The sequence below is a fragment of the Labrenzia sp. C1B70 genome (genome assembly GCF_000475395.1).
Lineage (GTDB): Bacteria > Pseudomonadota > Alphaproteobacteria > Rhizobiales > Stappiaceae > Roseibium > Roseibium algicola.
Genome location: NZ_AXCE01000006.1, coordinates 155143 through 177511 on the forward strand (window position 1 = coordinate 155143; position 22369 = coordinate 177511).

The 22369-nt window shown below is 58.6% G+C and carries 19 protein-coding genes; 10 read left to right on the forward strand and 9 right to left on the reverse strand.

Going from position 1 to position 22369, the window contains the following annotated elements:
* Positions 1–16: 16 nt before the first annotated feature.
* The gene (rarD, locus tag Q666_RS42475) at positions 17–922 is read left to right on the forward strand and encodes an EamA family transporter RarD (protein WP_023003924.1); all 906 of its coding nucleotides are present in this window, start codon (positions 17–19) and stop codon (positions 920–922) included.
* Between the two features lie 40 nt (positions 923–962).
* Here rarD and Q666_RS42480 read toward each other — a convergent pair whose 3' ends face one another.
* Both Q666_RS42480 and Q666_RS42485 read right to left on the reverse strand, forming a co-directional pair.
* Entirely contained in the window at positions 963–2216 is a 1254-nt protein-coding gene (locus tag Q666_RS42480; RefSeq protein WP_023003925.1) for a diguanylate cyclase, read from the reverse strand.
* 125 nt (positions 2217–2341) lie between these two features.
* A complete protein-coding gene (locus tag Q666_RS42485) occupies positions 2342–2959 on the reverse strand; it encodes a TIGR00730 family Rossman fold protein (RefSeq protein WP_031270713.1) in 618 nt (205 codons plus the stop codon).
* A gap of 261 nt (positions 2960–3220) precedes the next feature.
* Between Q666_RS42485 and Q666_RS42490 the strand changes: the two genes are divergently transcribed.
* The 3 genes from Q666_RS42490 (at position 3221) to Q666_RS42500 (ending at position 7457) form a co-directional block, all read left to right on the forward strand.
* Positions 3221–4816, forward strand: a complete 1596-nt coding sequence (locus Q666_RS42490) for a LysM peptidoglycan-binding domain-containing protein (RefSeq protein WP_023003929.1) — start codon at positions 3221–3223, stop codon at positions 4814–4816.
* Positions 4817–5060: 244 nt separating this feature from the next.
* Complete coding sequence (locus tag Q666_RS42495; protein WP_031270715.1) at positions 5061–5459, forward strand: metalloregulator ArsR/SmtB family transcription factor; 399 nt, start codon at positions 5061–5063, stop codon at positions 5457–5459.
* Between the two features lie 111 nt (positions 5460–5570).
* Complete coding sequence (locus Q666_RS42500) at positions 5571–7457, forward strand: ABC transporter ATP-binding protein/permease (RefSeq protein ID WP_035907987.1); 1887 nt, start codon at positions 5571–5573, stop codon at positions 7455–7457.
* A 172-nt stretch (positions 7458–7629) separates the two neighbouring features.
* On the opposite strand, the gene Q666_RS42505 is transcribed toward Q666_RS42500, so the two are convergent.
* The gene (locus Q666_RS42505) at positions 7630–7821 is read right to left on the reverse strand and encodes a hypothetical protein (RefSeq protein ID WP_152533305.1); all 192 of its coding nucleotides are present in this window, start codon (positions 7819–7821) and stop codon (positions 7630–7632) included.
* Positions 7822–7917: 96 nt separating this feature from the next.
* On the opposite strand from Q666_RS42505, the gene Q666_RS42510 reads away from it, so the two are divergent.
* The 4 genes from Q666_RS42510 to Q666_RS42525 all read left to right on the forward strand — a co-directional run bounded on the left by Q666_RS42510 (position 7918) and on the right by Q666_RS42525 (position 11412).
* Positions 7918–8850, forward strand: coding sequence for a LysR family transcriptional regulator (locus Q666_RS42510; RefSeq protein ID WP_023003933.1), 933 nt, complete (start codon positions 7918–7920; stop codon positions 8848–8850).
* 80 nt (positions 8851–8930) lie between these two features.
* On the forward strand, positions 8931–9701 hold the full coding sequence (locus tag Q666_RS42515) for a phosphatidylserine decarboxylase (RefSeq protein WP_267479105.1): 771 nt from the start codon (positions 8931–8933) through the stop codon (positions 9699–9701).
* 94 nt (positions 9702–9795) lie between these two features.
* Positions 9796–10581 carry a phosphatidylcholine/phosphatidylserine synthase gene (locus Q666_RS42520; RefSeq protein ID WP_081713219.1) on the forward strand — a complete coding sequence of 262 codons (786 nt, stop codon included), beginning with the start codon at positions 9796–9798 and terminating at the stop codon, positions 10579–10581.
* Positions 10582–10662: 81 nt separating this feature from the next.
* Positions 10663–11412, forward strand: coding sequence for an SDR family oxidoreductase (locus tag Q666_RS42525; protein WP_081713220.1), 750 nt, complete (start codon positions 10663–10665; stop codon positions 11410–11412).
* Positions 11413–11509: 97 nt separating this feature from the next.
* Here Q666_RS42525 and Q666_RS42530 read toward each other — a convergent pair whose 3' ends face one another.
* From Q666_RS42530 to Q666_RS42545, 4 genes are all read right to left on the reverse strand, one after another.
* Positions 11510–12463 (reverse strand): helix-turn-helix domain-containing GNAT family N-acetyltransferase, encoded by a 954-nt coding sequence (locus tag Q666_RS42530; protein ID WP_023003937.1) that lies wholly within the window; start codon positions 12461–12463, stop codon positions 11510–11512.
* Positions 12464–12616: 153 nt separating this feature from the next.
* Positions 12617–16180 (reverse strand): efflux RND transporter permease subunit, encoded by a 3564-nt coding sequence (locus Q666_RS42535; RefSeq protein WP_023003938.1) that lies wholly within the window; start codon positions 16178–16180, stop codon positions 12617–12619.
* Positions 16177–17280, reverse strand: a complete 1104-nt coding sequence (locus tag Q666_RS42540) for an efflux RND transporter periplasmic adaptor subunit (protein WP_023003939.1) — start codon at positions 17278–17280, stop codon at positions 16177–16179. The genes Q666_RS42535 and Q666_RS42540 overlap by 4 nt, the downstream gene beginning before the upstream one ends.
* A 27-nt stretch (positions 17281–17307) precedes the next feature.
* Positions 17308–17865, reverse strand: coding sequence for a helix-turn-helix transcriptional regulator (locus Q666_RS42545; RefSeq protein WP_023003940.1), 558 nt, complete (start codon positions 17863–17865; stop codon positions 17308–17310).
* A 307-nt stretch (positions 17866–18172) separates the two neighbouring features.
* Here Q666_RS42545 and Q666_RS42550 point away from each other — a divergent pair, with 307 nt between their 5' ends.
* Positions 18173–18559, forward strand: coding sequence for a hypothetical protein (locus Q666_RS42550; protein WP_031270721.1), 387 nt, complete (start codon positions 18173–18175; stop codon positions 18557–18559).
* A 679-nt stretch (positions 18560–19238) separates the two neighbouring features.
* On the forward strand, positions 19239–19523 hold the full coding sequence (locus tag Q666_RS42555) for a hypothetical protein (RefSeq protein WP_139314037.1): 285 nt from the start codon (positions 19239–19241) through the stop codon (positions 19521–19523).
* Between the two features lie 11 nt (positions 19524–19534).
* Here the strand turns inward: Q666_RS42555 and pcaF are convergent, their stop codons facing one another.
* The gene (pcaF, locus tag Q666_RS42560; RefSeq protein ID WP_023003943.1) at positions 19535–20737 is read right to left on the reverse strand and encodes a 3-oxoadipyl-CoA thiolase; all 1203 of its coding nucleotides are present in this window, start codon (positions 20735–20737) and stop codon (positions 19535–19537) included.
* Between the two features lie 118 nt (positions 20738–20855).
* Positions 20856–22259: a mannose-1-phosphate guanylyltransferase/mannose-6-phosphate isomerase gene (locus tag Q666_RS42565; RefSeq protein ID WP_031270722.1), complete on the reverse strand. Its 1404-nt coding sequence runs from the start codon at positions 22257–22259 to the stop codon at positions 20856–20858.
* Positions 22260–22369: the final 110 nt, after the last annotated feature.

Here is a 22369-nt window from a genome sequence, read left to right on the forward strand (position 1 = left end):
CCAGAAAGGCAATGCCATGTCGCAGACGGTGACCAGCACCGAAGCGAATGCCGAATTCCGTCAGGGCCTTCTGTTTGGCCTGGCGGCATACGGCATGTGGGGCTTCCTCCCGGCCTATTACAAACTGACCGATACCGTGCCAGCAGATCTTGTGGTGTCTCACCGGATCCTCTGGTCGGTGCTGTTTGTCGGTCTGTTTCTCTATTCGCGCGGCCGCTGGCAGGAAGTGCGCGAGGTCTTCCGCCAGCCGAAGGTGCTCATGGGGCTGACGGCGTCTGCCACTTTCATTGCCGTCAACTGGCTGACCTTCGTCTGGGCAATTTCCAACAATCACGTGCTCGATATTTCGCTCGGCTATTTCATCAATCCGCTGGTCAGCATTCTGGTTGGCCTGTTCGTTTTGAGGGAAAAACTGACGACCTGGCAGGGGATTTCTGTCGGTGTTGCCGCCATTGCGGTGGTTCTGCAGGCGATCCTGGCAGGTGGGTTGCCGTGGGTGTCTCTGGTGCTGGCGTTTTCCTTCGCAGGCTACGGCTACGTGCGAAAAGTGACGCCCGTGAAGGCAACTCCGGGACTGTTCGTGGAAACGCTTGTGCTGTTTCCGCTCGCCGCCGGCTACATGCTGTTGGGCCTCAGCTGGGGTGTCGACGCAATGGTCTTGAACGATCCGCCGGTCCTGCTCGCCCTCGTGGGGACGGGCATTGTCACGGCCTTGCCGCTGATCTGTTTTTCTTCTGCCGCCCGGCGCCTGCCGCTCTTCATGCTGGGGCTTATGCAATACATGGCGCCGTCCATGCACTTCCTGATGGCGATTTATATCTGGGGCGAACCGCTGGACCCGACCAAGCTGATGACGTTTGGCATGATCTGGGCTGCGCTGGTGGTGTTTACCTACGACAGCTGGCGGCGCTACCGGAGCTGAAATTGGGTTAGTCGCAGCCAGAGCACTGTGGAAGATGCGGTCAGTCCGAAGAAACCAGCTGGCCGCGGCCGCTGCGTTTGGCGGCATAAAGCCTGTGGTCGGCGGTCTTCAGGGCATCGCCAAACCTGCCGCTTTCGAGCGGGGCGACGCCGACGCTTGTCTTCATCAGATGTTCCTCGCCGTCGTGACGCACGGGCGAGGCCAGAACGTTGTCCAGAAGGTTCTGCAGTCCATCGACAACGTCAGCTTCTTCCTTGTCCCGGAACACGATGCAGAATTCGTCGCCGCCGAGCCGCGAGACGATATCGTCTTCCTTTGCGAGCTTCATCATGTGGCGGGCAAAACTGATCAGAACCGCATCGCCGAAATCGTGGCCGAGTGAATCGTTGATTGCCTTGAAGGAGTCCAGGTCGAGGAGCGCGAGCCAATGCGCACGTCCTTCGGATACCGGCCAGGTCGCGATTGCCTTGGTGGCCTGTTCCAGAAGGTAGCGGCGGTTGTAGAGACCCGTGAGGGAGTCCCGCATCGCCATGTTGTTGAGTTCCTCGATCCGGTAGATGTAATCGAGGTTCTGCGACACGCGCAGCAGCAGCTCTTCCGGAGGACAGTTCTTGTCGACGAAATCCGCTGCACCGTATTTCAGGAACCGCACCCGGTTGTCCGGATTGGCATAGGACGACATGCCGATGACACCGACTTTCTCCGGGTCATGTACTCTGCGGACGGCTTTCAGAAAGGCAAAGCCGTCCTTGTCGGGCATGAAATAGTCCGCCAGGACAAGTTTGATGTCCTTGTAATCCTTCAGGGTCTGGAGGGCTTCGTCCGTAGAGCTGGCCTGATAGATCTTGTAAAGGTGCTTGCCGACGATCTTGGAGATCACGTCCCGCTCCACCGCGGAATCGTCCAGAATGAGAATGCCGATCTTGGGGTTCTGGGCCAGTTTCCGGATCAGGTCCGCAACATAGTTCAGGCTGCCGGGAGAATCCTTCAGGACGTAGTCAATAACGCCTTTTTCCAGGAACTTGCTTCGGGTTTTCGGGTCGAAGCGGCTGGTGAAGACGATCGTGGGAATATTCCACTTCTCGCAAAGATCGACGATTTCGCCGTCGGGGGCGTCTGGAAGGGTCAGGTCGACAAGAGCAAGGTCAGGTTCACCGATAGGCAGATTGAGGCAGTTCTCTGCCTCTTCGTAGCTACGTGCCACCATGATCTGGTGACGGCCGACCTCATGCAGTTTCTTGACGATTGCCTTCTCGAAAAACGCCGCATCTTCAACAAGAAGGGTAGTTTGCATTTAGTGGCCCGTTCTTCCTGCGTTTCGTGCGACGGTACTATTCAAGTCCTCAGACTGCAAATCGAATTGGTTCCAATATTCACAGTCATGGGAACGTATTCCCAACCTCTATACACAGTAGAGTTTTAGAGATCTGTTACCGAGGCGCATGCTTCTTGTGCCGGCAGGGGCTCACCGTTGATCGCGCGGCGCAGCATGGGCAGGATATCGTCCACGGATCGGGCAACAAGATAAGGAACTTCAGTGTCCGGACGGATGTATCCCTGTGCCCGCATATGATCCAGAAGTTCCAGCAAAGGCGACCAGAAGCCGTTGAGGTTGGCCAGTGCCACCGGCTTGCGGTGTTGTCCGAGTTGAGCCCAGGTCATCATTTCGACGGCTTCTTCCAGGGTGCCGATACCGCCGGGCAACGCGATGAAGGCGTCGGCTTTCTCAAACATCAGGTGTTTGCGCTCGTGCATGTCCTGCGTGACGATCAGGTCTTCGAGGGTGTCCAGCATCACCTCGCGTTTTTCCAGGAAACGCGGAATGATTCCCGTCACCTTGCCGCCGGCTTCGAGGGCGGCATTGGCCACGGTTCCCATCAGACCGACAGAGCCGCCGCCATAGACAAGTCGAAGGCCAGCCTCGGCAATTAGCTGGCCCAGACGGGTGGCGGATGCCTCGTGTGCAGGGTCCGAACCGAAGCTGGACCCGCAGTAAACACAGACGCTTGTAAGCTGATTTTGAGAAACCGTATTCATGACGCAAAGATGTGGCATTCAGATTGCCACAAGGTCAAGCATTCTGTTTGAAAGGCCTTGGTTCTGAACCGGGTTTTCTTGCCGCGCCTGGAAAAGACGGCTATGCATGAACGACGATCTGAAGAAGAGCCGACGGCAAAGGAAACATGGCCATCAAGGTCAGGAGTTCGGCTGAGACAGGCAGCACCCGAAAGGGCGCAAACAGGGGAACGGATTTGGAAAGCGCCGCATCGCCTGGCTGCTTTCCCGGCAGGACACACAATGAATAACAAGACACTCATCTGGACTTTGATCGTAGCCGTGCCTGTTGGCCTGGCCGCTCTCGTGACGGGCTACATCTATCGCGATACGGGGCGTCTGCCTTTCCAGAGCGGTCCCGAAGTTGCCGCAACGCCATCGGTCTCCGGCGACACTGCCACGACCGAACAGGCTGCAGGCTCTGATAAAGGCACAAAGACGCAATCGGCGGAAACAGATAAGGCTGATGCGTCAGATGAGGCTCCTGCCGCGGAAACGGCAAGCGCAGGCCCAAGTTTTGACGTTGTCGGCGTTGAGCCGACCGGTGAAACGGTCGTTGCGGGCCGGTCTGTCGCAGGCGCTATCGTTGCCTTGACTGCCAACGGCAAGGTTGTAGGCAAGAGCATTGCCAATGAGGTCGGTGAATGGACCATCATTCTGGATGAGCCGTTGAAGCCGGGCGACTATGACGTTGGTCTGGAAGTTCATGACGATACCGGCAAAGCGATTGCCACGTCCGAAGAACGGCTTGCCGTTTCTCTGCCGGAAGGCGGCAAGGAACAGCCTCTTGTGGTTCTGAACACGCCTGACGGTCCGTCGGACGTCTTGCAAAAGCCTGAGGCCGAGCAGCAGGTGGCTTCCATCACTTCGACTGGCGAAGGTTCGCAAACAGCTGCGACAACGGATTCTGCAGAAGGCACCGCCGCGGAGGCCTCCGGGTCGACGTCCGCAACTGAAACTGCTTCTGCGGAACCTGCCGCAGGGACTTCTGCAAGCCAGCAGACGGCCTCCCGGGAGACGAGCGACCAGCCCGCCGGTACCTCTGAGCAGACCGCTGTTGCGTCTGCCGACACCACTTCATCTGGAACAGGCACCACGGAGCCGGAAACGGCCGGCAACGGGGCCGCCGTTTCAACGGCTGAGGCATCGGGACAGGCGGCTTCAGCAGAAACCGAAGTTGCTTCCACGTCATCAGGGGCAGCGCCGGCAGCTGTAGCGACACAGGACAGTGGCGCAGACGTTGCGCAAGCCGGCCAGAATGAACCGGCTGATGTTCCTGCAGCAGCACCGGATGCGCCGACGGTGACCGTGGAAGCCGTGGAATCCGAAAAGGACAAGGTCTTTGTTGCCGGTACCGGCGAACCTGGGTCATCGGTTCGTGTCTACGTCGGCGACGAGTTTCAGGGCGAGGCTAAGGTCGGTTCGGGCGGGAAGTGGCTGATTGAAGGCGGAAAGAATATTTCTGAAGGAAATGTCGAGGTTCGCGCCGATTTGATCGGTGAGGATGGCAGCTCGGTCGACGCCCGTGCAGCCGTTACCTTTGAAAAGGAACAGGACAAGCAGATTGTGCTGACCAAGGTGGTCGCAAGCGGTGAGGGTGCTGGAGCCGATGGCCAGGGCGCGGAAGTGAAAAAGTCTCTTCCCGTCGTGATCATCCGCAAGGGGGATAACCTGTGGCGGATCTCCCGGCGTCTTTATGGAGAGGGCGTTCGCTATACGACGATCTACAAGGCCAACCAGCAACAGATCCGCAATCCTGACCTGATTTACCCGGGGCAAGTGTTCCTGACACCAGAAGGCGATCTGAGCTGGCCGAAACCAGACGAAAACAACGGCTGAGGTGACGCCGGCCTCTGTCGGCACGTCGGGCGTTTTCGGCACGTCTGAAAACGGCCATGGGCGTTTATAAAATTCTCGGCTGTTGTCGCTGCTTATCTCTGTCAGTTACGCCTTGGTCGAATGTCAAAAATGAAGGCAGGGGATCGGAATGATCCTCTGCCTTTTTACATCAGCCCCTTGTTTTTTTGATGATTCATCGCATATCAACGATGAAACAAACAATCGTGAATGAGGAAACCGCCCCATGAGCGGGACGGATCTGCCGGCCGGTGGAAATTGCATGACCTCCAAGGAAGGTCTGGCAAGTTGCGAGGAGCTCGCGGCTATCTTCCGTGCACTTGGACATCCGGCCCGGTTGGCAATCATCAAGCAGCTCGCAAGCCGTCAGGGCGCCTGCTGCGGTGAGATCGTCAGTCACCTGCCGTTGGCTCAGTCGACCGTGTCTCAGCATTTGCAGGTTTTGAAGGACGCCGGGCTCTTGTGCTGTGACACGCGGGGCAGGAATTGCCACTACGCGCTCAATTGGCAAGTGCTCAGTCTGGCGGAGTGCCGGACCAAGGACTTCTGGGAGCGCCTGAACGCGGCGCAGCCGGACCAGGCAGGACAGTCAGCCGGTGCGCAAGTGGTTTCCGCTTCAGACTAACCCAAGTGGCCGCCTTCCGCGGCCTGGAGATTTTGTGTGACCGATCAGACAGCGACCCCGCCGCAAAAGCCTTCGGCTGCGGCTGCCGGCAGCCATTCCGCTCAAGCGCACATCCGCAAGCCTGTCAACGCAGACGAAGGCAGCACCTTCACGACGCTGGCCAACCTGTGGCCCTACATCTGGCCGTCTAATCGGCCGGATCTCAAGCAGCGCGTGCTTCTGGCCATTTTCGCACTGATCATTGCCAAGATCGTGACGGTCTTGTCGCCGTATTTTTTCGCCTGGGCGACGGATGCTCTGACGGGTGAAGGCTCCAACCTGCCTGCTTTCCTGGTAGCTCCGGTCATGCTGGTGCTTGCCTATAATGCAGCCCGCGTATTGGCAGTGGCTTTCAACCAGCTGCGTGATGCGCTGTTTGCCCGGGTCGGCCAGCATGCCGTACGCCAGCTCGCAATCCTGACATTCCGCCACCTGCACCAGCTTTCCCTGCGTTTCCACCTTGCCCGGCGGACGGGTGGGCTCAGCCGTGTGATTGAGCGCGGGGTGAAGGGCATAGAAGCGATTGTCCGCTTCACCATCTTGAACGGCATTCCGACGGTTCTGGAATTTGCCATCATGGCAGCCGTGATCTGGTACCAGTTCGGTTTCCTTTATGTTGTGATCGTCGCGGTGATGATCGTCGCCTACGTCTGGTTCACCATCAAGACCTCGAACTGGCGGATCGGCATTCGCCGCGAGATGAACGACAGCGACACGGATGCCAACTCCAAGGCCATCGACAGTCTGCTCAACTTCGAAACGGTCAAGTATTTCGGCAACGAAAACATGGAAGCTGCGCGCTTCGATGTCTCCATGGCGAAATATGAGAGCGCCGCGACGAAAACCTGGACGTCCCTTTCGTGGCTCAACTTCGGTCAGGCGGTCATCCTGGGCATTGGCATGGCCGCCTGCATGGGGCTGTCTGCGCAGGCCGTACTGGCGGGCGAGCAGAACATCGGCGACTTTGTCCTGATCAACGCGCTGCTGATGCAGATTTCCATTCCGCTCAACTTCATTGGCTTCCTCTACCGTGAAATCCGTCAGGGTCTTGCGGATATCGAATCCATGTTCGACCTGCTGATGGTTCCCGCCGAAATCGAGGACAAGCCCGACGCCAGCCCGTTGAAGGCTGTTGAGGGAAAGATTGCGTTCAAGAACGTTCGCTTTCACTACGATCCCGACCGGCCGATCCTCAAGGGGATCGACTTTGAGGTTCCAGCAGGCAAGACCGTCGCCATCGTCGGTCCCTCCGGTGCGGGCAAATCGACGATCTCCCGTCTCCTGTTCCGGTTTTACGACGTCACCGACGGTTCAGTCGAGATCGATGGCCAGGATGTCCGAAACGTGACGCAGGAAAGCGTGCGTCAGGCCATCGGCATGGTTCCGCAGGATACGGTGCTCTTCAACGATACCATTGCCTACAACATCCGCTATGGCCGCCCGGACGCCAGCGACGAGGAAGTGCGGGAGGCCGCGCGCATGGCGCAGATCCATGACTTCATCGAAAGGCTACCTCAGGGCTATGACGCGGAAGTCGGCGAGCGCGGATTGAAACTGTCGGGCGGTGAAAAGCAGCGTGTTGCGATTGCCCGCACCATCCTGAAATCTCCGCCGATCCTCATCCTCGATGAGGCGACATCGGCGCTTGATACACATACCGAACGCGAGATCCAGTCGGCGCTGGATGAGGTTTCGCAGGATCGGACGACGCTGGTGATTGCTCACCGCCTGTCGACCGTGGTCAATGCGGACCAGATCATCGTTCTGGAAGGTGGCGAGATTGCCGAGCGCGGCACCCATCAGGAGCTGCTGGCCAAGGAAAACGGTCTTTATGCATCCATGTGGGCTCGTCAGCGCGAGGCGGACGAAGCCGAAGAACGGTTGCGGGCAGCGCGGGAAAACGACGATCTTGGTATCGTCACACGTGGTCAAAGGGCTGATTACGTACCGGCGAAATAGGTCTGGCAACAGCTATGCCTGGTCATACGGCATGGCCAGGCTGTGGCCCGAAGCGGGGATGCTCCTGTTCCCGGAAGGATGCTGACCCTTGCATGAGAGATCTGGGCTCACTGATCCCGGATCTCCACCACCGATCTTCCTGCATGACAAGAAGTCAGAAACTTGCCGGAGGTCAGGCCGCACGAATTGTGTGCGGTGCCTGGTCATTGTCGCAGGCCACATGGCCTGTTGTCGGCAGATTGTTGTTTTGGGCAGCTGCACCCCTTTTGAACAACAGTCTTGAGAGTGCCTTGGCAAGGCGGCGCAGTTCCTGGTGGCGGGCAGCGCGGGCGCGGACTTCGTAGTCGTCTCCTGTATGTGTCATGGTGCTCTCCATCGCTTGGGATGAGCATTTGTCTCATATTGCGTTCCTTCGAAGAATGAGGCTAGTGTAGAATTAATTCTTCGAAAGAATGGTATAATGAGACTGGAAGACCTGCAGTTTTTTGTCCGCATTGCGGAACTGGGCAGCATGGCTGCAGCCGGCCGGGAAATCGGCTTGTCGCCTTCAGCTGCCAGCACGCGGTTGACCGGACTTGAGAAGTCCTTCGGATCCCAGCTTTTTGCCCGCACCACCAGACGCACGATGTTGACGGAAGCCGGCCGTGTTTTGCTGCAACACGCGCGCACTGCAGTTGGTGAGATCGAACAGGCCCGCTCGATCCTGGAAGCCTCCACAGAAGCGCCGCGCGGCTCGCTTCGGTTTTCCTGCAACACATTCTTCGGAAGAAAGCACATTCTGCCGTATCTGGTGGAGTTCCGCGAACTCTACCCGGATATCAGGCTGGAAATGGACTTTTCCGACAGGATCGTGGACGTGATCGAGGAAGGCTATGACATGGCGGTGAGGGGAGCGCCACTGACCGATTCCTCTCTGCTGGCCCGCAAGCTGGGCGGCAATCCAAGGGCCCTGTGTGCATCACCGGCCTACCTTGCTCGCAAGGGCGTACCCCATACACCGGAAGACCTTGCCAACCACGACTGCATCGCCATGGCCTCCATGCCGTTCTGGTATTTCAACGGGCCGGAAGGGGAGGTCGCCTTCGAAATCCAGAAGCCGGTCATCAAGGGCGATAGCGGCGACCTGACTTACGACGCCGCGCTTCACGGCCTTGGCCTCAGCCTGAAGTCACTGGCGCATGTCTGGGAAGACCTTCGCGACGGGCGTCTGGTCGCCGTCATGGAAGACTATACGATTGCCCGCACCGGGGCGATCTGGGCCGTTTATCCGCCAAGTCAGTTCGTTCCGCCCAAGGTGACAGCCTTTGTCGATTTCCTGATTTCAAAGTACGGTCGACCGCCCTACTGGGAGAGCGACTATCGGACGGCTTCCACAGGCTCAAGCGGGTCGTAAACCGTGTGATTTTCATGAAAAGCAGGTTCTCTTTGCCTTGAAAAGCCACTAGAAGCGGGGCAGAAGCTAAAGCGCAACGGGTGCGTTCAGTCCCGGGCCGGGAATACGCCTGCCGCCGGGCAGCAATGGAAAGCGAAGAAAAGAAGATGTCGATAGTCGATTCCGTCTCCAAGGCCATGGTGCCGATCCATCGTGAAGGCTGGCCCTTCATCGCGATTGCTCTGGTGGCGACGCTCGTTATCGGCTGGTTCATCGATCCGCTGTTCTGGATCGGCCTCTTCCTCACGGGGTGGGTCTGTTATTTCTTCCGCGATCCCAAGCGTGTGACGCCTGTCGGCGAAGGGCTGGTGATTTCTCCGGCAGATGGTGTCGTCAGCCTAGTTGGCCTGGCACGCCCGCCTGCTGAGCTGGAACTCGGCTCTGAACCGCTGATGCGGGTCTCCATCTTCATGAACGTGTTCAACTGCCATGTGAACCGGGCACCTGTCGGCGGGCGCATTGAGCGCGTCGCCTACCGTGCCGGCAAGTTTCTGAACGCGGAACTGGACAAGGCCAGTGAAGACAACGAGCGCAACGGACTGGTCATCGATACCGGCAATGGCCGGATCGGTGTCGTGCAGATCGCCGGTCTTGTTGCCCGCCGCATTGTCTGCTTCGTTCGTGAAGGTGAAAATCTCTCTGCCGGCGAGCGCTTTGGTCTGATCCGTTTCGGGTCGCGTCTCGATGTCTATTTTCCGGTCGGAACCCAGCCAAAGGTCGCCCTCGGCCAGACCATGATTGCCGGCGAGACCGTGCTGGCCGATCTGTCGGCACCGCAAAGCCCGGCTCAGTCCCTGACCCGTGTAAGCTGAGGCCACCGTGAACGAGACGCCCGATCAAGGACCGGCCGACACCCGCAGAACACCGCGTTTCAGGCGCGTACCCTTGCGCCTGATCATTCCGAACATGGTGACGTTGCTAGCGCTGTGCTCCGGTCTGACGGCTGTGCGCATGGCCTTCGAGGGCCGCTGGGAATTCGCGGTCGGTGCCGTTCTCGTGGCAGCCGTCTTGGACGGGCTCGATGGCCGTGTCGCCCGCATGATGAAGGGAACGTCGCGTTTCGGTGCGGAACTGGATTCCCTCTCGGATTTTGTCAATTTCGGCGTCACGCCGGCCTTGATGCTCTATCTCTGGATCCTCAAGGATGCAGGCAACATGGGGTGGATCGCAGGCCTTATCTTCGCGATTTCCGCCGCACTTCGTCTGGCGCGTTTCAATGTGGCCCTGGACGATCCGAACAAGCCTGCCTGGGCGTCACGTTTCTTCACGGGCGTGCCTGCGCCTGCCGGAGCGCTGACCGTGCTCCTGCCGCTTTATCTCGATTTTCTCGGCCTGTTTCCGCACTGGTTCGCAGATTCAGCTTTTGTTGCAGCCTATACGATCGGAGTTGCCTTCCTGCTGATCAGCCGTTTGCCGACCTTTTCCGGCAAGACGCTGGGCACGAGGGTGCGCCGCGACTTCGTATTGCCGTTGTTCCTGGTTGCGGTTCTGGTGGTGGCGCTGACTGTTTCCTATCCTTTCCGGATGTTGGCGGGAGGAGCGGTCCTTTACCTGCTGACCATTCCGTTGTCCTGGCGTGCGCACAGGAAGCTGGTGCTCGCAGACGCCTCGCTGGGCCTCGATGACGACGGTGACGAATGCGATACCGATCTCGACAATATCGCGGACAGGGACAAGGACCACGGCGGCTGACGCACACCTGATCGCAAATCGGGTTTCAGCAGGCGATTTTCTGGTTCAATTAGGCCTCCTCGACAAATGAGGAGCCTTCTCATGCTTGATGGAAAGACAATTCTGATCACCGGTGCCAGCAGCGGCATCGGAGCGGCTGCCGCGCGTCTTCTGGCTGACACCGGTGCGAACCTGATGCTGGCTGCCCGACGGGAAGACCGACTGAAAGAGCTGCGGGCGTCATTGCCCCATGCATCCAACCGGATCGCACTGTTCGTTGGCGACGTCTGCGATACCACATTTTCCGAAGCTTCCGTGAAAGCGACGCTCGACGCCTTCGGAGGCCTCGACGGTGCCTTCAATAATGCAGGTACGCTAGGAGAGATGGGGCCGGTGCCCGACATGAGCATGGAAACCTGGAACCATGTTGTCGCCACCAATCTCAACAGCGCCTTTCTCGCGGCCAAATACCAGATCCCGGCCATGCGCGAACGGGGAGGCGGGTCGATTGTGTTCACCTCGTCGTTCGTTGGCCATACCATCGGTTTTCCAGGCATGGCCGCCTATGCGGCTGCGAAGGCGGGGCTTGTCGGCCTGACACAGGTTCTGGCCGTGGAACACGGACCGGAAAACATCCGGGTCAATGCGCTTCTACCTGGTGGCACGAAGACCGAGATGGGGGGCGATGACCCGGCATTCCGTGAGTATATCGCCGGCCTCCACGCGTTGAAGCGAATGGCCGAACCCCAAGAGATCGCCAAAGCGGCTGCGTTTCTGCTGTCCGACGCCAGTTCTTTCGTCACCGGTTCCGCCATGCTCTGTGATGGCGGGAACTCCATCTCCAAGGGATGAGTCAACACAGGAACGGTTCTGGCGAAGACCCGAACCGTTCCTTTTGGGCTGAAAGGCTGATATGGCCCGGTGATAGGGGGCCTGCGGGGCTACGAATTTATTTCGGGCGAATTCTTATGAATTTCTGTTCCGTGACGGCCTTGCCCCACTGGTCGCCGACATATTCCTCCGCAAGGGTGAACCCGTTTCTTTCGTAGAGCACGCGTGCGGCTTCAAGCCCCTTGAGCGTCCAGAGGTGGATTTCATCGAACCCAAGCGCATCCGAGTGTTCCAGGGCTTTCTGGAGCAGCACTTTTCCCAGTCCTTTGCCTCGCAGGCGTTCGGACAGAATGAACCAGCGCAAATGTGCGATGTTGTTGCCAAGGTCTTCGCCATCGATTGTGATCGATCCGATAACGGCTCCGTTTTCGAGCACGCTCCAGCTGTTGTTCATCGGTTTGCCGATGCGCGGCATGAATTCGGCCATGGCGCTTGAGACCACACTTTCAAAGGTTGGCCCCATACCGACGATGTGGCCGTGAGTGCGGGCATGCATTCCGGCAATGTCGCCGATCATTCCGGTTTGATAACCTTCAGCGACCGTGAATTGTGGCTGATAATCTGCCGGTGTTTCCTGCGGCATGGCGAGCGCTTCCGCATAGGCTGACATGGCATCGCAAATCTCTTGTGCCTTGTCCCCGTTGATCCGGTTGAGCGCCCTTCGAGCCAGGGCGTCGCCAAAGTTGTCGATCTTCGCAAAGGTGGCCTTACCGGTTTCGGTCAAAGTCAGTCCGAATGATCGGCCATCGCTGTCAGACCGGGTTTGCGTGATTTCCCCGCGGGCCTCGAGTGACTTCAGCAAACGGCTGATGGTCGATTTCTCGAGCTTCAGTCTCGTCGAGATTTCCTTGGCCGTAATGCCGGGGTTCAAACCGATTTCCATCATTGCATGGACACCTGAACCGGACAGATCCGTACCGGCGATGGTCTTGTCCAGAAAGCCGAATTCCCGAACCAGTTGGCGGGACGCTGCACGGATATCGTTGACGAGGGAGGGGGAATGCTGGGACATGCAAAAGCCTATGTAGTTGTATATTGCAACTATATTGATTGATGGGCCGCAATTCAAGGGGCAGTGGTTGGAATTCGGGTGAAGACACGCTGCATGTTGCAAACAAAAAGGTCGCCGGAAACCGGCGGCCTTTCTGCTTGGAGGTGCTTAGGATCACTCTGCCGCGTGCGGCAGTTCCTCCTGCGGGGGGATTTTCGGTTGCGACGGCTTCGGCATGGATACCACCTTTGCAGCCGGGCGCTGTTCGGGCTGATCGCCAAGAGCCACAGGTTCCGGAGTTACCTCTTCGGTGGCAGTGCCTGGCTTGCGCCGTACGGTGGACACCACCTTCCAGAAGGTGCTTGACCATACACTCGGCAGCGCAATCATGACCGGGATCATCAGCAGCGTCAGCAAGGTGGAGAAAGCAAGGCCAGATATGACCGCCGTTGCCAGCTGCACCCACCAGACCGCCGTGATGCCGCCATAGGTGATCACCTGATTGAAGAAATCGAAGTTGATCATGGTGGCCATGGGCACCAGGCCGGCGATGGTCGTGATGGTGGTCAGCAGGATCGGCCGGATACGCTGAGCGGATGTTTTCAGGATCGCGTCCAGCGGGGGAAGGCCGTCATGAAGGAACCTGTTGTAGGTATCGATCAGAACGATGGCATTGTTGACCACAATCCCGGCAAGCGCCACCACCCCGGTCCCGGTCATGATGATCGAGAACGGCTGATTGGTGACGAGCATTCCGAGCAGCACCCCGAACACTGACAGAACCACCGTCGAGAGCGTCAGGATCGTCTGGTAGAACGAGTTGAACTGGGTCAGCAGGATCAGGAACATCAGGAACAGCGATGCTACCATCGCCTTCATCAGGAACTCGCCAGACTCCTGCTGGTCCTCATCCGCGCCGCGGAATTTCAGAAACACGTTGGCAGGCCATTCCTGCGTATCCAGCCACTTCTGAAGAGCTGCAACCTGTTCTGTCGGCGTGGAACCGCTTTCCGGATTGACCGCCGCCTTCACGAACATGGAATAGAGCCCGTCACGACGCACGATTTCCGACACCTTCTGGGCCGGTTCGCGGCTGACGAAGTTTGCCAGCGGCACCAGTCCAAGCGAGGTCTGCAGCCGCAGCTGGTCGAACCGGTCGATGGTCCGCTCGTTCTCCGGCAGGCGCACGCGAATGTCCACCTCGTCCTCGCTGTCTCCGGGACGATAGGTACCGATCAGAACACCGTTGGTGACCAGCTGGACCATGTTGCCAACGGAAGCGATGCTTGCCTGGTAGCGGCCGGCCTGTTCCCGATCGATGGAGATCTGCCATTCGATGCCGGGCAGGGGACGGTCGTCCTCCTGGTTCATCAGTGTGTCCATGCCGTTGATGTGCTCGCGAATGCGGGCGACAGCAGCAACCATGTCGTTGTAGTCGGTGGACTTGATCTCCAGCTGAACGTCCTTGCCCGTTGGCGGTCCGCCTTCGATCTTGCGGGTCTCCACCTTGATGCCGGGGATGTCACTGGTCGCGTTACGGATGTCGGCGAAGATCTCCTTCGCCACCCGGCGGCAGCAGAAGTCTGCAAGCTCGATATTGATCTCGCCCATCACGTCGGCAGGCTTGTCCTGGACGTCGCCGACGGAGGGGCCGCCGGACGAACCGCCGGGTGTGAACGCGTTGGTGATGACATTGTCGACGCCCGGAATGGACATGATCCTGTCTTCAACCTGCACAACGAGATCGCGCGCTTCCGAGGCAGACATGTTGCCACGGCCGGAAACAAGAACCACCGCCTGTTCCGGTTCTTCATCGATGAAAAACTGAACACCGGTCGGGTTCGCCATGAACGCGCCGACGATCGCAAAGCAACTGCCGATCAGCAGCACGATGGCGGCGATGTTGCCGATCGGGTTGCCTGCAAACATCTTCAGGATGCGAACATAGATGCCGGTGAACCCGCTTACTTTCTTGACATCGAAAGCTTCGGAGCCGGAAAGGGCGGCAGCTTCCGCACGTTCCTTTTCGGCTCTCTTGGCAGCTCGTGCCTGAGACCAGCGCACAAACGGACGCAGCAGCTTGTAGGAAACAAAGCCGACAAGGACGAGGGCCACCAGGCCGCACAGGATGGCGACGCCGGTTGCAGCCACCGCTGGCACGACGCCTTCGAGAGCCATCGGTACGAACGGGCCGAATCCGACTATGACGGCGGCCAGAACGCCAAATGTCAGTGCCAGAAGTCCAGCGGCATACCTGTTCAGGAAATGCGAGACCTGGGCCAGGATGCCCCCTGTCACCGGCAGGAACACCATGGCGGTGAACAGCGAGGCGGTCAGGACGATGATCACCATGATCGGCAGGTAGCTCATGAACTCGCCGGCAACACCCGGCCACAGCAGCATGGGCAGGAACGCTACCAGCGTGGTGGCCGTCGAGGAGACGATCGGCCAGAACATCAGCTTCGCAGCGCGGATATAGGCCTCGCGGTCTTCCATGCCTTCCTGGATCTTGCGGTCGGCATATTCGGTCATCACGATGGCACCGTCGACCAGCAGGCCAACGGTCAGAACGAGGCCGAACATGACCATGTTGTTGACCGTGTAGCCGACGCCGCCAAGGATCAGGAAGCCGACCATGAAGGAGGTCGGGATCGCCAGACCCACGAGCAGTGCGGAGCGCATGCCAAGCGCCGCCAGGACCAGGATCATCACCAGGAAGATCGCCGTCAGGATCGACGATTGCAGCGAGCCGAGCACTTCGAAGATGTTGTTGGACTGGTCGAGCATCATGTCGACACGAACGGTTTCCGGCCAGTCCCTGGAGGCATGTTCGACAACTTCACGGACTGCCGCGTTGTTCTCGATGATGTTGGTGCCGATACGCTTGACGACCTGAAGAGCAATTGCCCGGTTGCCGTTGACGCGTGTGTAGGCGTTGGGATCCTTGAAGGTGCGCCGGATCTCGGCGACATCTGCAAGGGTCACGACACCTTCACCGCTCTGTTTCAGCGGCAGCGTGTAGACATCCTCTGCGGTCTCTACGAGACCAGGCACCTTAACGTTGAAGCGACCCTTGCCGCCGTCGATAAAGCCCGCAGGAACAAGCTGGTTGTTGAGCTGCAGCGAGTTCAGGAGCTCCTGCTGGGTGATCGAGTAGGATTCCAGTTTCTGGGTGTCGATCAGGACTTCCAGCAGCTCTTCGCGGTGCCCGGTCAGATCCGCCGACCGGACGGTGTCGATAGCCTCGATCTCGTCCTTCAGACGCCGGGCGTGCTTGTAGAGCGTGCGCTCCGGCACGTTGCCCGACAAGGCGATGATCATGGTCGGCGCAAGTGCGAAGTTCATTTCCGTGATCGTCGGCTCTTCAGCCTCGTCCGGCAGCTTGCTCTTGGCCTGGTCGACCTTGTCGCGCACGTCCGCCAGCGCCTCGTCCTTGTTGAACGAGATGTCGAACTCCAGCACGATGCCGGCATGACTTTCCGACGCGATCGCGGTGATTTCCTTCAACCCGTCAAGGCCGCGCAATTCCGTTTCCATCGGCCGCACGAGCAGGCGCTCGGAATCCTCCGGAGAAATGCCTTGCTGGGTGATCGAAATGTAGAAGATCGGCAGATCGATGTCCGGGCTGGCTTCTTTCGGGATCGAGATATAGGTGGCAACACCGGCAACGATCAGCGCCAGCATCATCACGAATACCGTCTTGGGGCGCCGAAGGACGCCTTCAAGCATGTCTATCATTGACTCACCTCTGCCGTCTCAAAGACCGGTTGCACGAGTTCTCCATCCGAGACGTATTCCTGCCCCACGGTGATGGCGACGACTTCGTCGGGAAGACCGCCGATCCACATTCCGTCCTGTTCTCCACCCAGCACCTTGACGGGGTAGAAGACAGTCTTGTTGTTTTCATCGACTGCACGAATGCCGACCTGGCCGGCGTCGTTCAACGTCAGGATAGCCGGTGAAATCTTGTGTGCCTTCTCCGCAGCCAGCTCCAGCTTGGTGACTGCCGTCACGCCGTCCCTGGCCTTGCCGTCGGGATTGGGAAGCTCGATCTCGATACGGAAGGTTTTCGTGTCCGGATTTGCCGTCGGCGAGATGTAACGCACCTTGCCGTTGAGCGATTCACCCGTCACGAGCGTGACCGTTGCCGGCATGTCCAGCGAGATCTCGGAGATATTCAGTTCCGACACTTCGCCGATGGCAATCATCGGATCCGCATCAACCACCGTCGCGCAGATGCCGCCTTGTTCAAGCTGTGCGCCGATTTCAGCCATGGGGCTCTGGATGACACCAGCAATCGGCGAGCGGATAACAGTGTGTTCCAGCTCCTGCTCGGCCTCTATCAGGCGTGCTTTTGCAGCATCGAGCTGGGCCTGCAGGGCAGCCACACGGGTTTGAGCGGTAAAGCCCTTGCTGTTCAACTGAGTTGCTGCCTCATGGTCCAGTTGCGCCTGAGCCAGGGCAGCCTTGGCTTCCAGAATGCGTGACTGCCGCGATCCCTTGTCGAGAACACAAAGCACATCGCCGGCGGCGACATGCGCACCTTCCTGCGCCGGGCGCTCCACCACGTCATCGGTTGTCTTGGATCTGACAGCCACCGTGGCTTCGGCTTCGGTGCGCCCGCGCACTTCCAGAACGGCTCGACGGTCTTGCGCCACAAGACGTTCCACCTGAACGCGGAAGGTCTCCGTGGACGCCTGGCTGACCCTGAGCGCCGGGGGTGGGGTGGCATGTTCGCTGTCGCCGACACCACCGATCACCATCGTGCCGCTATACATCCAGAAACCGATGCCGGCCGCGATGCCGGTCGCCAGGAGGTAGGAAAACTTCACTCGCATTGTCTAAAGCTCCGAAACGTCTTGCGCTTACTCCGCGGCTGCCGCAACCGGCTGTGCCGCTTCTTCAGCAATCCTGATCAGTGCCTCGCCGTGTTCTTCCAGATAGGCGAGGGTGAAATTCATGCAGGCTATGCCGTATTCACGGGTCCAGTTGGACCCGGGGTGCGAACATTCCTGGTCTTTTTCGTTGTCTGTCAGCAGGCGCAACTCAGCGTGCACCTGCGCCTTGCGCCGTTCGACCGCGCGGCGGATGACCTCGGGAGGCAGTTGCGCGGCGTTGAGGGCGATCAGCAGAAAGGGTGATTTGAAAGTGTCCGGCGCCTGTGGATCGCACAGGGACTGGATGAAGTCTTCCCGGCCGGCATCGGTGATGGAATAGACCTTGCGGGCAGGTTTGCCTGCCTGCGGCTCCTCGCGCACGGTTACAAGCCCTTCCGATTCCAGACGCGCCAGCGCCGGATAGATCGAGCCGAAGCTCGCATCATCGAAATAGCTGAACCGGCCTTCGGTCGACTCCTTCCGGATTTCGTATCCGGTGGCATCCCCGAAAGAAAGGATTGCGAGGCAGAGACTGCGTACACTCATTGACAACTCCGTGCCTGGGAGCGTCCTCCCGGCATGACGGCCTTCATACGAGCCCGGTTGCGATCCGGATGACGCTATAGGCATCGTAAGAAGTGTCATATGTTGGTTCGATATATCGAACAAATATATGCTCACGCATTTGTAATCAAGAGTGCGCTGCACAAATCTTGCGTCGAAGATGAACAAACTATGAGCTGATCTTCAAAATGATCTTAATCGGTCTATTTGACAGGTTGTTGGCAGGTATCGATCGGCGCTAGGCTGATCATGCATCGCAACAGCAATCGCAGAGCGAGGAGTGCGCGCCATGGCATTGTCGATGAAGGGGCCGGTTCGCTTGAAGCTTCCGAGAGATCCCTTGTTTCGTCTGCTTGCAGTCAACGGCTTGGCGGGAACCGTAATTGCCGGCCTTGTGCTCGGCGGCATTTTCCTCGGCAATATCGGTAATCTGAGAGTGCTTGTCATGTCGGCAGAGGACCCGGTACTGCCGGTCATCATGCTGGCATTCGGCTTGTTCATCACGCTCGGGTCCGTGGTCATGGGTTCAGCCATCATGCTGTTGGGTGAAACCGGCCGAAGCGGAAAAGGCGGAGGTGGGGCCGCAAGGCGCAGACTGCCGATATCTTTCACCGGGCAAATGAAACCAGTGCCGGTTCCAGCCAGAGCAAATCGCGGGCACGATCTGCGCCGGTGAACCTTCTCGGTCAGTTCGGCACCTTGCGTAAACGGTCAATGAGCGAGTTGCTGGTAAACTGACTTGGCCTTGGCGGAAGTCGAGGGCTGTGGCCCCAAATCAGCAAACAAGGTCATGGCCGCAGCTGCTAAAAGTAGCAGCAATCCCAGGGATGAGAGCCTCATCTCACCGGTCCTTTCGATCATGACGTCCTCCGTTTTGATGCCGCGCTTATACAGTCGCAGGATCTAAAGTCCCGGTAATACCGCATGTAAAATTTTACGTACCTGCAAATACCTACAGGCAAATCTGACAGTGCCCCGTTTCCGGTGCCGGGAAGGGCGGCCAGGTCATGTAGCTGAAGGACTGTCAGTACGTCCGCAGTGGTCCGTTCCAGGATCGGGAAGCGAAGAAGGGTACGTCTCCGAACAACGCAGACCGCTGTTAACCATGGCGTTCGAAAAAAAGGGAGAACTGCAAGGACAGGTTGCAGATCTTCCACGCGCCCTGTACGACCAATGGTAGTTTAACGTTTTGTTAATTATTCATTGGGGTTGCAATGCGATTTCTTTTAAGAAACTTGCACGTTTTTGTTTTTGTTAGCCTTTCAGCGTCAGCCGCCTTTTGGGTTGCTAGCCATTCCGACCAGGCGGTAGAGGTTGCGCAGCCACTGGTCGAAGACGCGGTCGAACTTCATGTGATGGCGGAAAATACCCTGCGCGAGATCGGTCAACTGGACCTGGAAAAAGCGGCAGATGAGGCGATTTCCTACTATGTCGCGACGCTGCGCATGCCCAGCCTGCTCTTCGAAAGGCTGTCGGATGAACTGGGCGAAGTCAGCGACACGATGGAAAAGAGGGTGCAGTCAGGGCCTTTTCCTCAGACAGCAACACCTGCCGCACAAGACCGGCCGGTGCCGGTGGGGACTGGCCCGAGCCGGTATTGGCGCACAGGTGAAGACCGGTACGCCAAACTGTCGATCTGATCAGAAACGCCTCACGCTGATGCCAGAGCCAGCGCTATACCCTGGCCGACACCGATGCACATGGTGGCAAGCGCCAGGTTTCCATCCCGTTTTTTCAGTTCCAGGGCTGCTGTTCCCGTGATTCTGGCGCCAGACATCCCCAACGGATGACCGAGTGCAATCGCACCGCCGTTCGGATTGAGGATTTCACTGTCTTCGGGCAGGCCAAGGTCTCGCATGACTGCAATGCCCTGTGCGGCGAAAGCTTCGTTGAGTTCGATCACGTCGAACTCCGGCAGCGCGATTCCGAGGCGCGCGCAGAGCTTGCGTGTCGCCGGCGCGGGGCCAATGCCCATGATCCGCGGCGGAACGCCGGCGGTGGCTCCGCCGACGACGCGGGCGATCGGCGTGAGATTGTGCTTGGCCACCGCAGCTTCCGACGCGATCAGCAAAGCCGCAGCACCGTCGTTGACACCGGACGCATTGCCAGCGGTCACCGAACCATTTTCACGGAACGGCGTCTTGAGCGCCGAAAGAGCCTCCAGCGTTGTGTTCCTGGGGTGTTCGTCCTTGTCGACCAGAATAGGGTCGCCCTTGCGCTGCGGGATCATGACGGGAACGATTTCTTCGGCGAATCGACCGGATTGCTGAGCGGCGGCGGCTCGTTGCTGGCTGCGCAGCGCGAAGGCATCCTGGTCCTGTCGCGAGATCTGGAATTGTTCGGCAACGTTTTCCGCCGTTTCCGGCATGGAATCGATACCATATTGGCGTTTGAGAAGCGGATTGACGAAGCGCCAGCCGATTGTCGTGTCGAAGATTTCAGCCGAGCGGGAAAAGGCGGTGTCTGCCTTTGGCATGACAAAAGGTGCACGGGACATGCTTTCAACGCCGCCAGCGATGGCCAGATCGATTTCGCCGGCCTTGATCGCCCTGGCCGCAGTCATAACGGCGTCCATTCCCGAACCACAAAGCCGGTTGAGTGTCAGACCGGGAACTGTCTCCGGCAGGCCCGCCAACAGTGCCGACATGCGTGCGACGTTTCGGTTGTCTTCACCGGCCTGGTTGGCACAGCCATAAAAGACGTCATCTACCTCGGCCCAGTCAGTGTCCGGATTGCGCTCCATGAGGGCGCTGATGGGAATCGCACCTAGATCGTCAGCGCGGACAGAGGACAGCATGCCGCCATAGCGTCCGATGGGGGTGCGGACATAATCGCAAATGAAGACATGATGCATGAGCGTTTTCCTCTCCGTCGCGTGGCGTTGGCCTCTGGGGCATGGTCGCGAATTGAGGTGAAGTCTTGCCGGAAATCATCTGGCAGGGCAAGAACGCATCACAGAGAAATCGATCTCGTCAGAGTTTTTGTGATGTTTCCGGATGGCGCCGGATATCGTCTTCCTGCAAGTAGGTTCCGGACTGCACCTCAATCATCCGCACCGGAATCTTGCCCGGGTTATGCAACGTGTGCTGCGCTCCAAGCGGCACATATGCGGACTGGTTTTCGCTGAGCAGGCGCGTTTCGCCGTTGATCGTGATCTCGAGCGTACCGGATACCACCACCCAGTGCTCCGTCCGGTGAAGGTGGCTTTGCAGGCTGAGCCTCTTGCCCGGCTTGATCATCATCGACTGAACGGAAAAACGCTCGCCGGCGTTGATGCGTTCGGTATAGCCCCAAGGACGGTAGGACCTCGGATGCCGGTCCACCTCATGCCTGCCTTCCGCCTTCAGTTGCTCCACAACGGTCTTGACGTCCTGCGCCTTGTCCTTGTGGGCAACAAGAACGCTGTCGGTCGTGGCGATCACCATGACATCCTCAAGGCCGATAACGGATACGAGCCCGCGTTCAGCATAGGCCAGGCAGTTGTTGCTATCGAGAAAGCGGGCATCGCCCAATCCGGAATTGCCCTGGGCATCCTTGTCCAGGACCGTCCAGATCGCCGACCAGGAACCCAGGTCGTCCCATTCCGGTGCAACGGGCGCGCAGACGACGTTGTCCGCCTTTTCCATGATGGCGTAGTCGATGGAAATGTTGTCCAGTGCTTCGAAGGCTTCCTGGTTCAGTCGCGTAAAATCCAGATCCCCATGCCGTGTCTTCATGACGGCGACAATGTTCTCGTAAAGCTCCGGCTGGTGCTTCTTGAAAGCATCAATCATCGTACTGGCGGCATAAAGAAAGATGCCGGCATTCCAGACATAGCTGCCGTCTTTCAGGAAGGCATCGGCACGGTCCTGGTCAGGCTTCTCGACAAAGGCTTCCACAGGCCGCACAGGCTCGCTGCCACTTGCAACCTTGATGTATCCGTATCCGGTATTGGCTTCGCTGGGTTCGATGCCGAAGGTCACGATCTTGCCGGCGCGAGCAGCTGTCTCCGCCTGATGGACGGCAGTCAGGAAAAGATCTTCCTTCCGGATCAGATGGTCGGATGGCAACAGCAGGATCAGGGCGTTCGGGTCGGTTTCAGCGGCAATCAACGCTGCCATCAGGGCAGGGGGCGCTGTATTTCGGCCGACAGGCTCAAGCAGGATGGACTGGGCTTCGAGCCCCAGTTCGTTGAGCTGCTCGCCGATCAGAAACCGGTGAGCATTGCTGCCGATCACGATCGGAGCGGCAAAGTCCGGCCGATTGACGCGCTTGCAGGTCTTCTGGAACAGACTTTCCCCGCCAAACAGTGGCAAAAACTGTTTTGGCCGGTCGGTGCGTGACAGCGGCCACAGCCGCGAACCGACACCACCGGACAAAATACAAGGGAAAATCATGCTTTGCTTCCTGTTCTGCTGGCACATTCGGGCGCTTGCGGGCGCACCGGTGTTGCTTTGAGTGTTAACCAGCACCGGGACAAGTTGCAAGCAAGTGGCTTGAACGCTAC

What these genes read in the sequence shown, in the direction of transcription:
- Q666_RS42495 (WP_031270715.1), top strand. Translation starts at nt 5,061, where the DNA reads ATGAGCGGGACGGATCTGCCGGCCGGTGGAAATTGCATGACCTCCAAG.
- Q666_RS42525 (WP_081713220.1), top strand. Translation starts at nt 10,663, where the DNA reads ATGCTTGATGGAAAGACAATTCTGATCACCGGTGCCAGCAGCGGCATC.
- Q666_RS42510 (WP_023003933.1), top strand. Translation starts at nt 7,918, where the DNA reads ATGAGACTGGAAGACCTGCAGTTTTTTGTCCGCATTGCGGAACTGGGC.
- Q666_RS42520 (WP_081713219.1), top strand. Translation starts at nt 9,796, where the DNA reads ATGGTGACGTTGCTAGCGCTGTGCTCCGGTCTGACGGCTGTGCGCATG.
- Q666_RS42535 (WP_023003938.1), bottom strand. Translation starts at nt 16,180, where the DNA reads ATGATAGACATGCTTGAAGGCGTCCTTCGGCGCCCCAAGACGGTATTC.
- Q666_RS42555 (WP_139314037.1), top strand. Translation starts at nt 19,239, where the DNA reads ATGGCGGAAAATACCCTGCGCGAGATCGGTCAACTGGACCTGGAAAAA.
- Q666_RS42540 (WP_023003939.1), bottom strand. Translation starts at nt 17,280, where the DNA reads ATGCGAGTGAAGTTTTCCTACCTCCTGGCGACCGGCATCGCGGCCGGC.
- pcaF (WP_023003943.1), bottom strand. Translation starts at nt 20,737, where the DNA reads ATGCATCATGTCTTCATTTGCGATTATGTCCGCACCCCCATCGGACGC.
- Q666_RS42530 (WP_023003937.1), bottom strand. Translation starts at nt 12,463, where the DNA reads ATGTCCCAGCATTCCCCCTCCCTCGTCAACGATATCCGTGCAGCGTCC.
- Q666_RS42505 (WP_152533305.1), bottom strand. Translation starts at nt 7,821, where the DNA reads ATGACACATACAGGAGACGACTACGAAGTCCGCGCCCGCGCTGCCCGC.
- Q666_RS42490 (WP_023003929.1), top strand. Translation starts at nt 3,221, where the DNA reads ATGAATAACAAGACACTCATCTGGACTTTGATCGTAGCCGTGCCTGTT.
- Q666_RS42550 (WP_031270721.1), top strand. Translation starts at nt 18,173, where the DNA reads ATGGCATTGTCGATGAAGGGGCCGGTTCGCTTGAAGCTTCCGAGAGAT.
- Q666_RS42565 (WP_031270722.1), bottom strand. Translation starts at nt 22,259, where the DNA reads ATGATTTTCCCTTGTATTTTGTCCGGTGGTGTCGGTTCGCGGCTGTGG.
- Q666_RS42480 (WP_023003925.1), bottom strand. Translation starts at nt 2,216, where the DNA reads ATGCAAACTACCCTTCTTGTTGAAGATGCGGCGTTTTTCGAGAAGGCA.
- Q666_RS42545 (WP_023003940.1), bottom strand. Translation starts at nt 17,865, where the DNA reads ATGAGTGTACGCAGTCTCTGCCTCGCAATCCTTTCTTTCGGGGATGCC.
- Q666_RS42485 (WP_031270713.1), bottom strand. Translation starts at nt 2,959, where the DNA reads ATGAATACGGTTTCTCAAAATCAGCTTACAAGCGTCTGTGTTTACTGC.
- rarD (WP_023003924.1), top strand. Translation starts at nt 17, where the DNA reads ATGTCGCAGACGGTGACCAGCACCGAAGCGAATGCCGAATTCCGTCAG.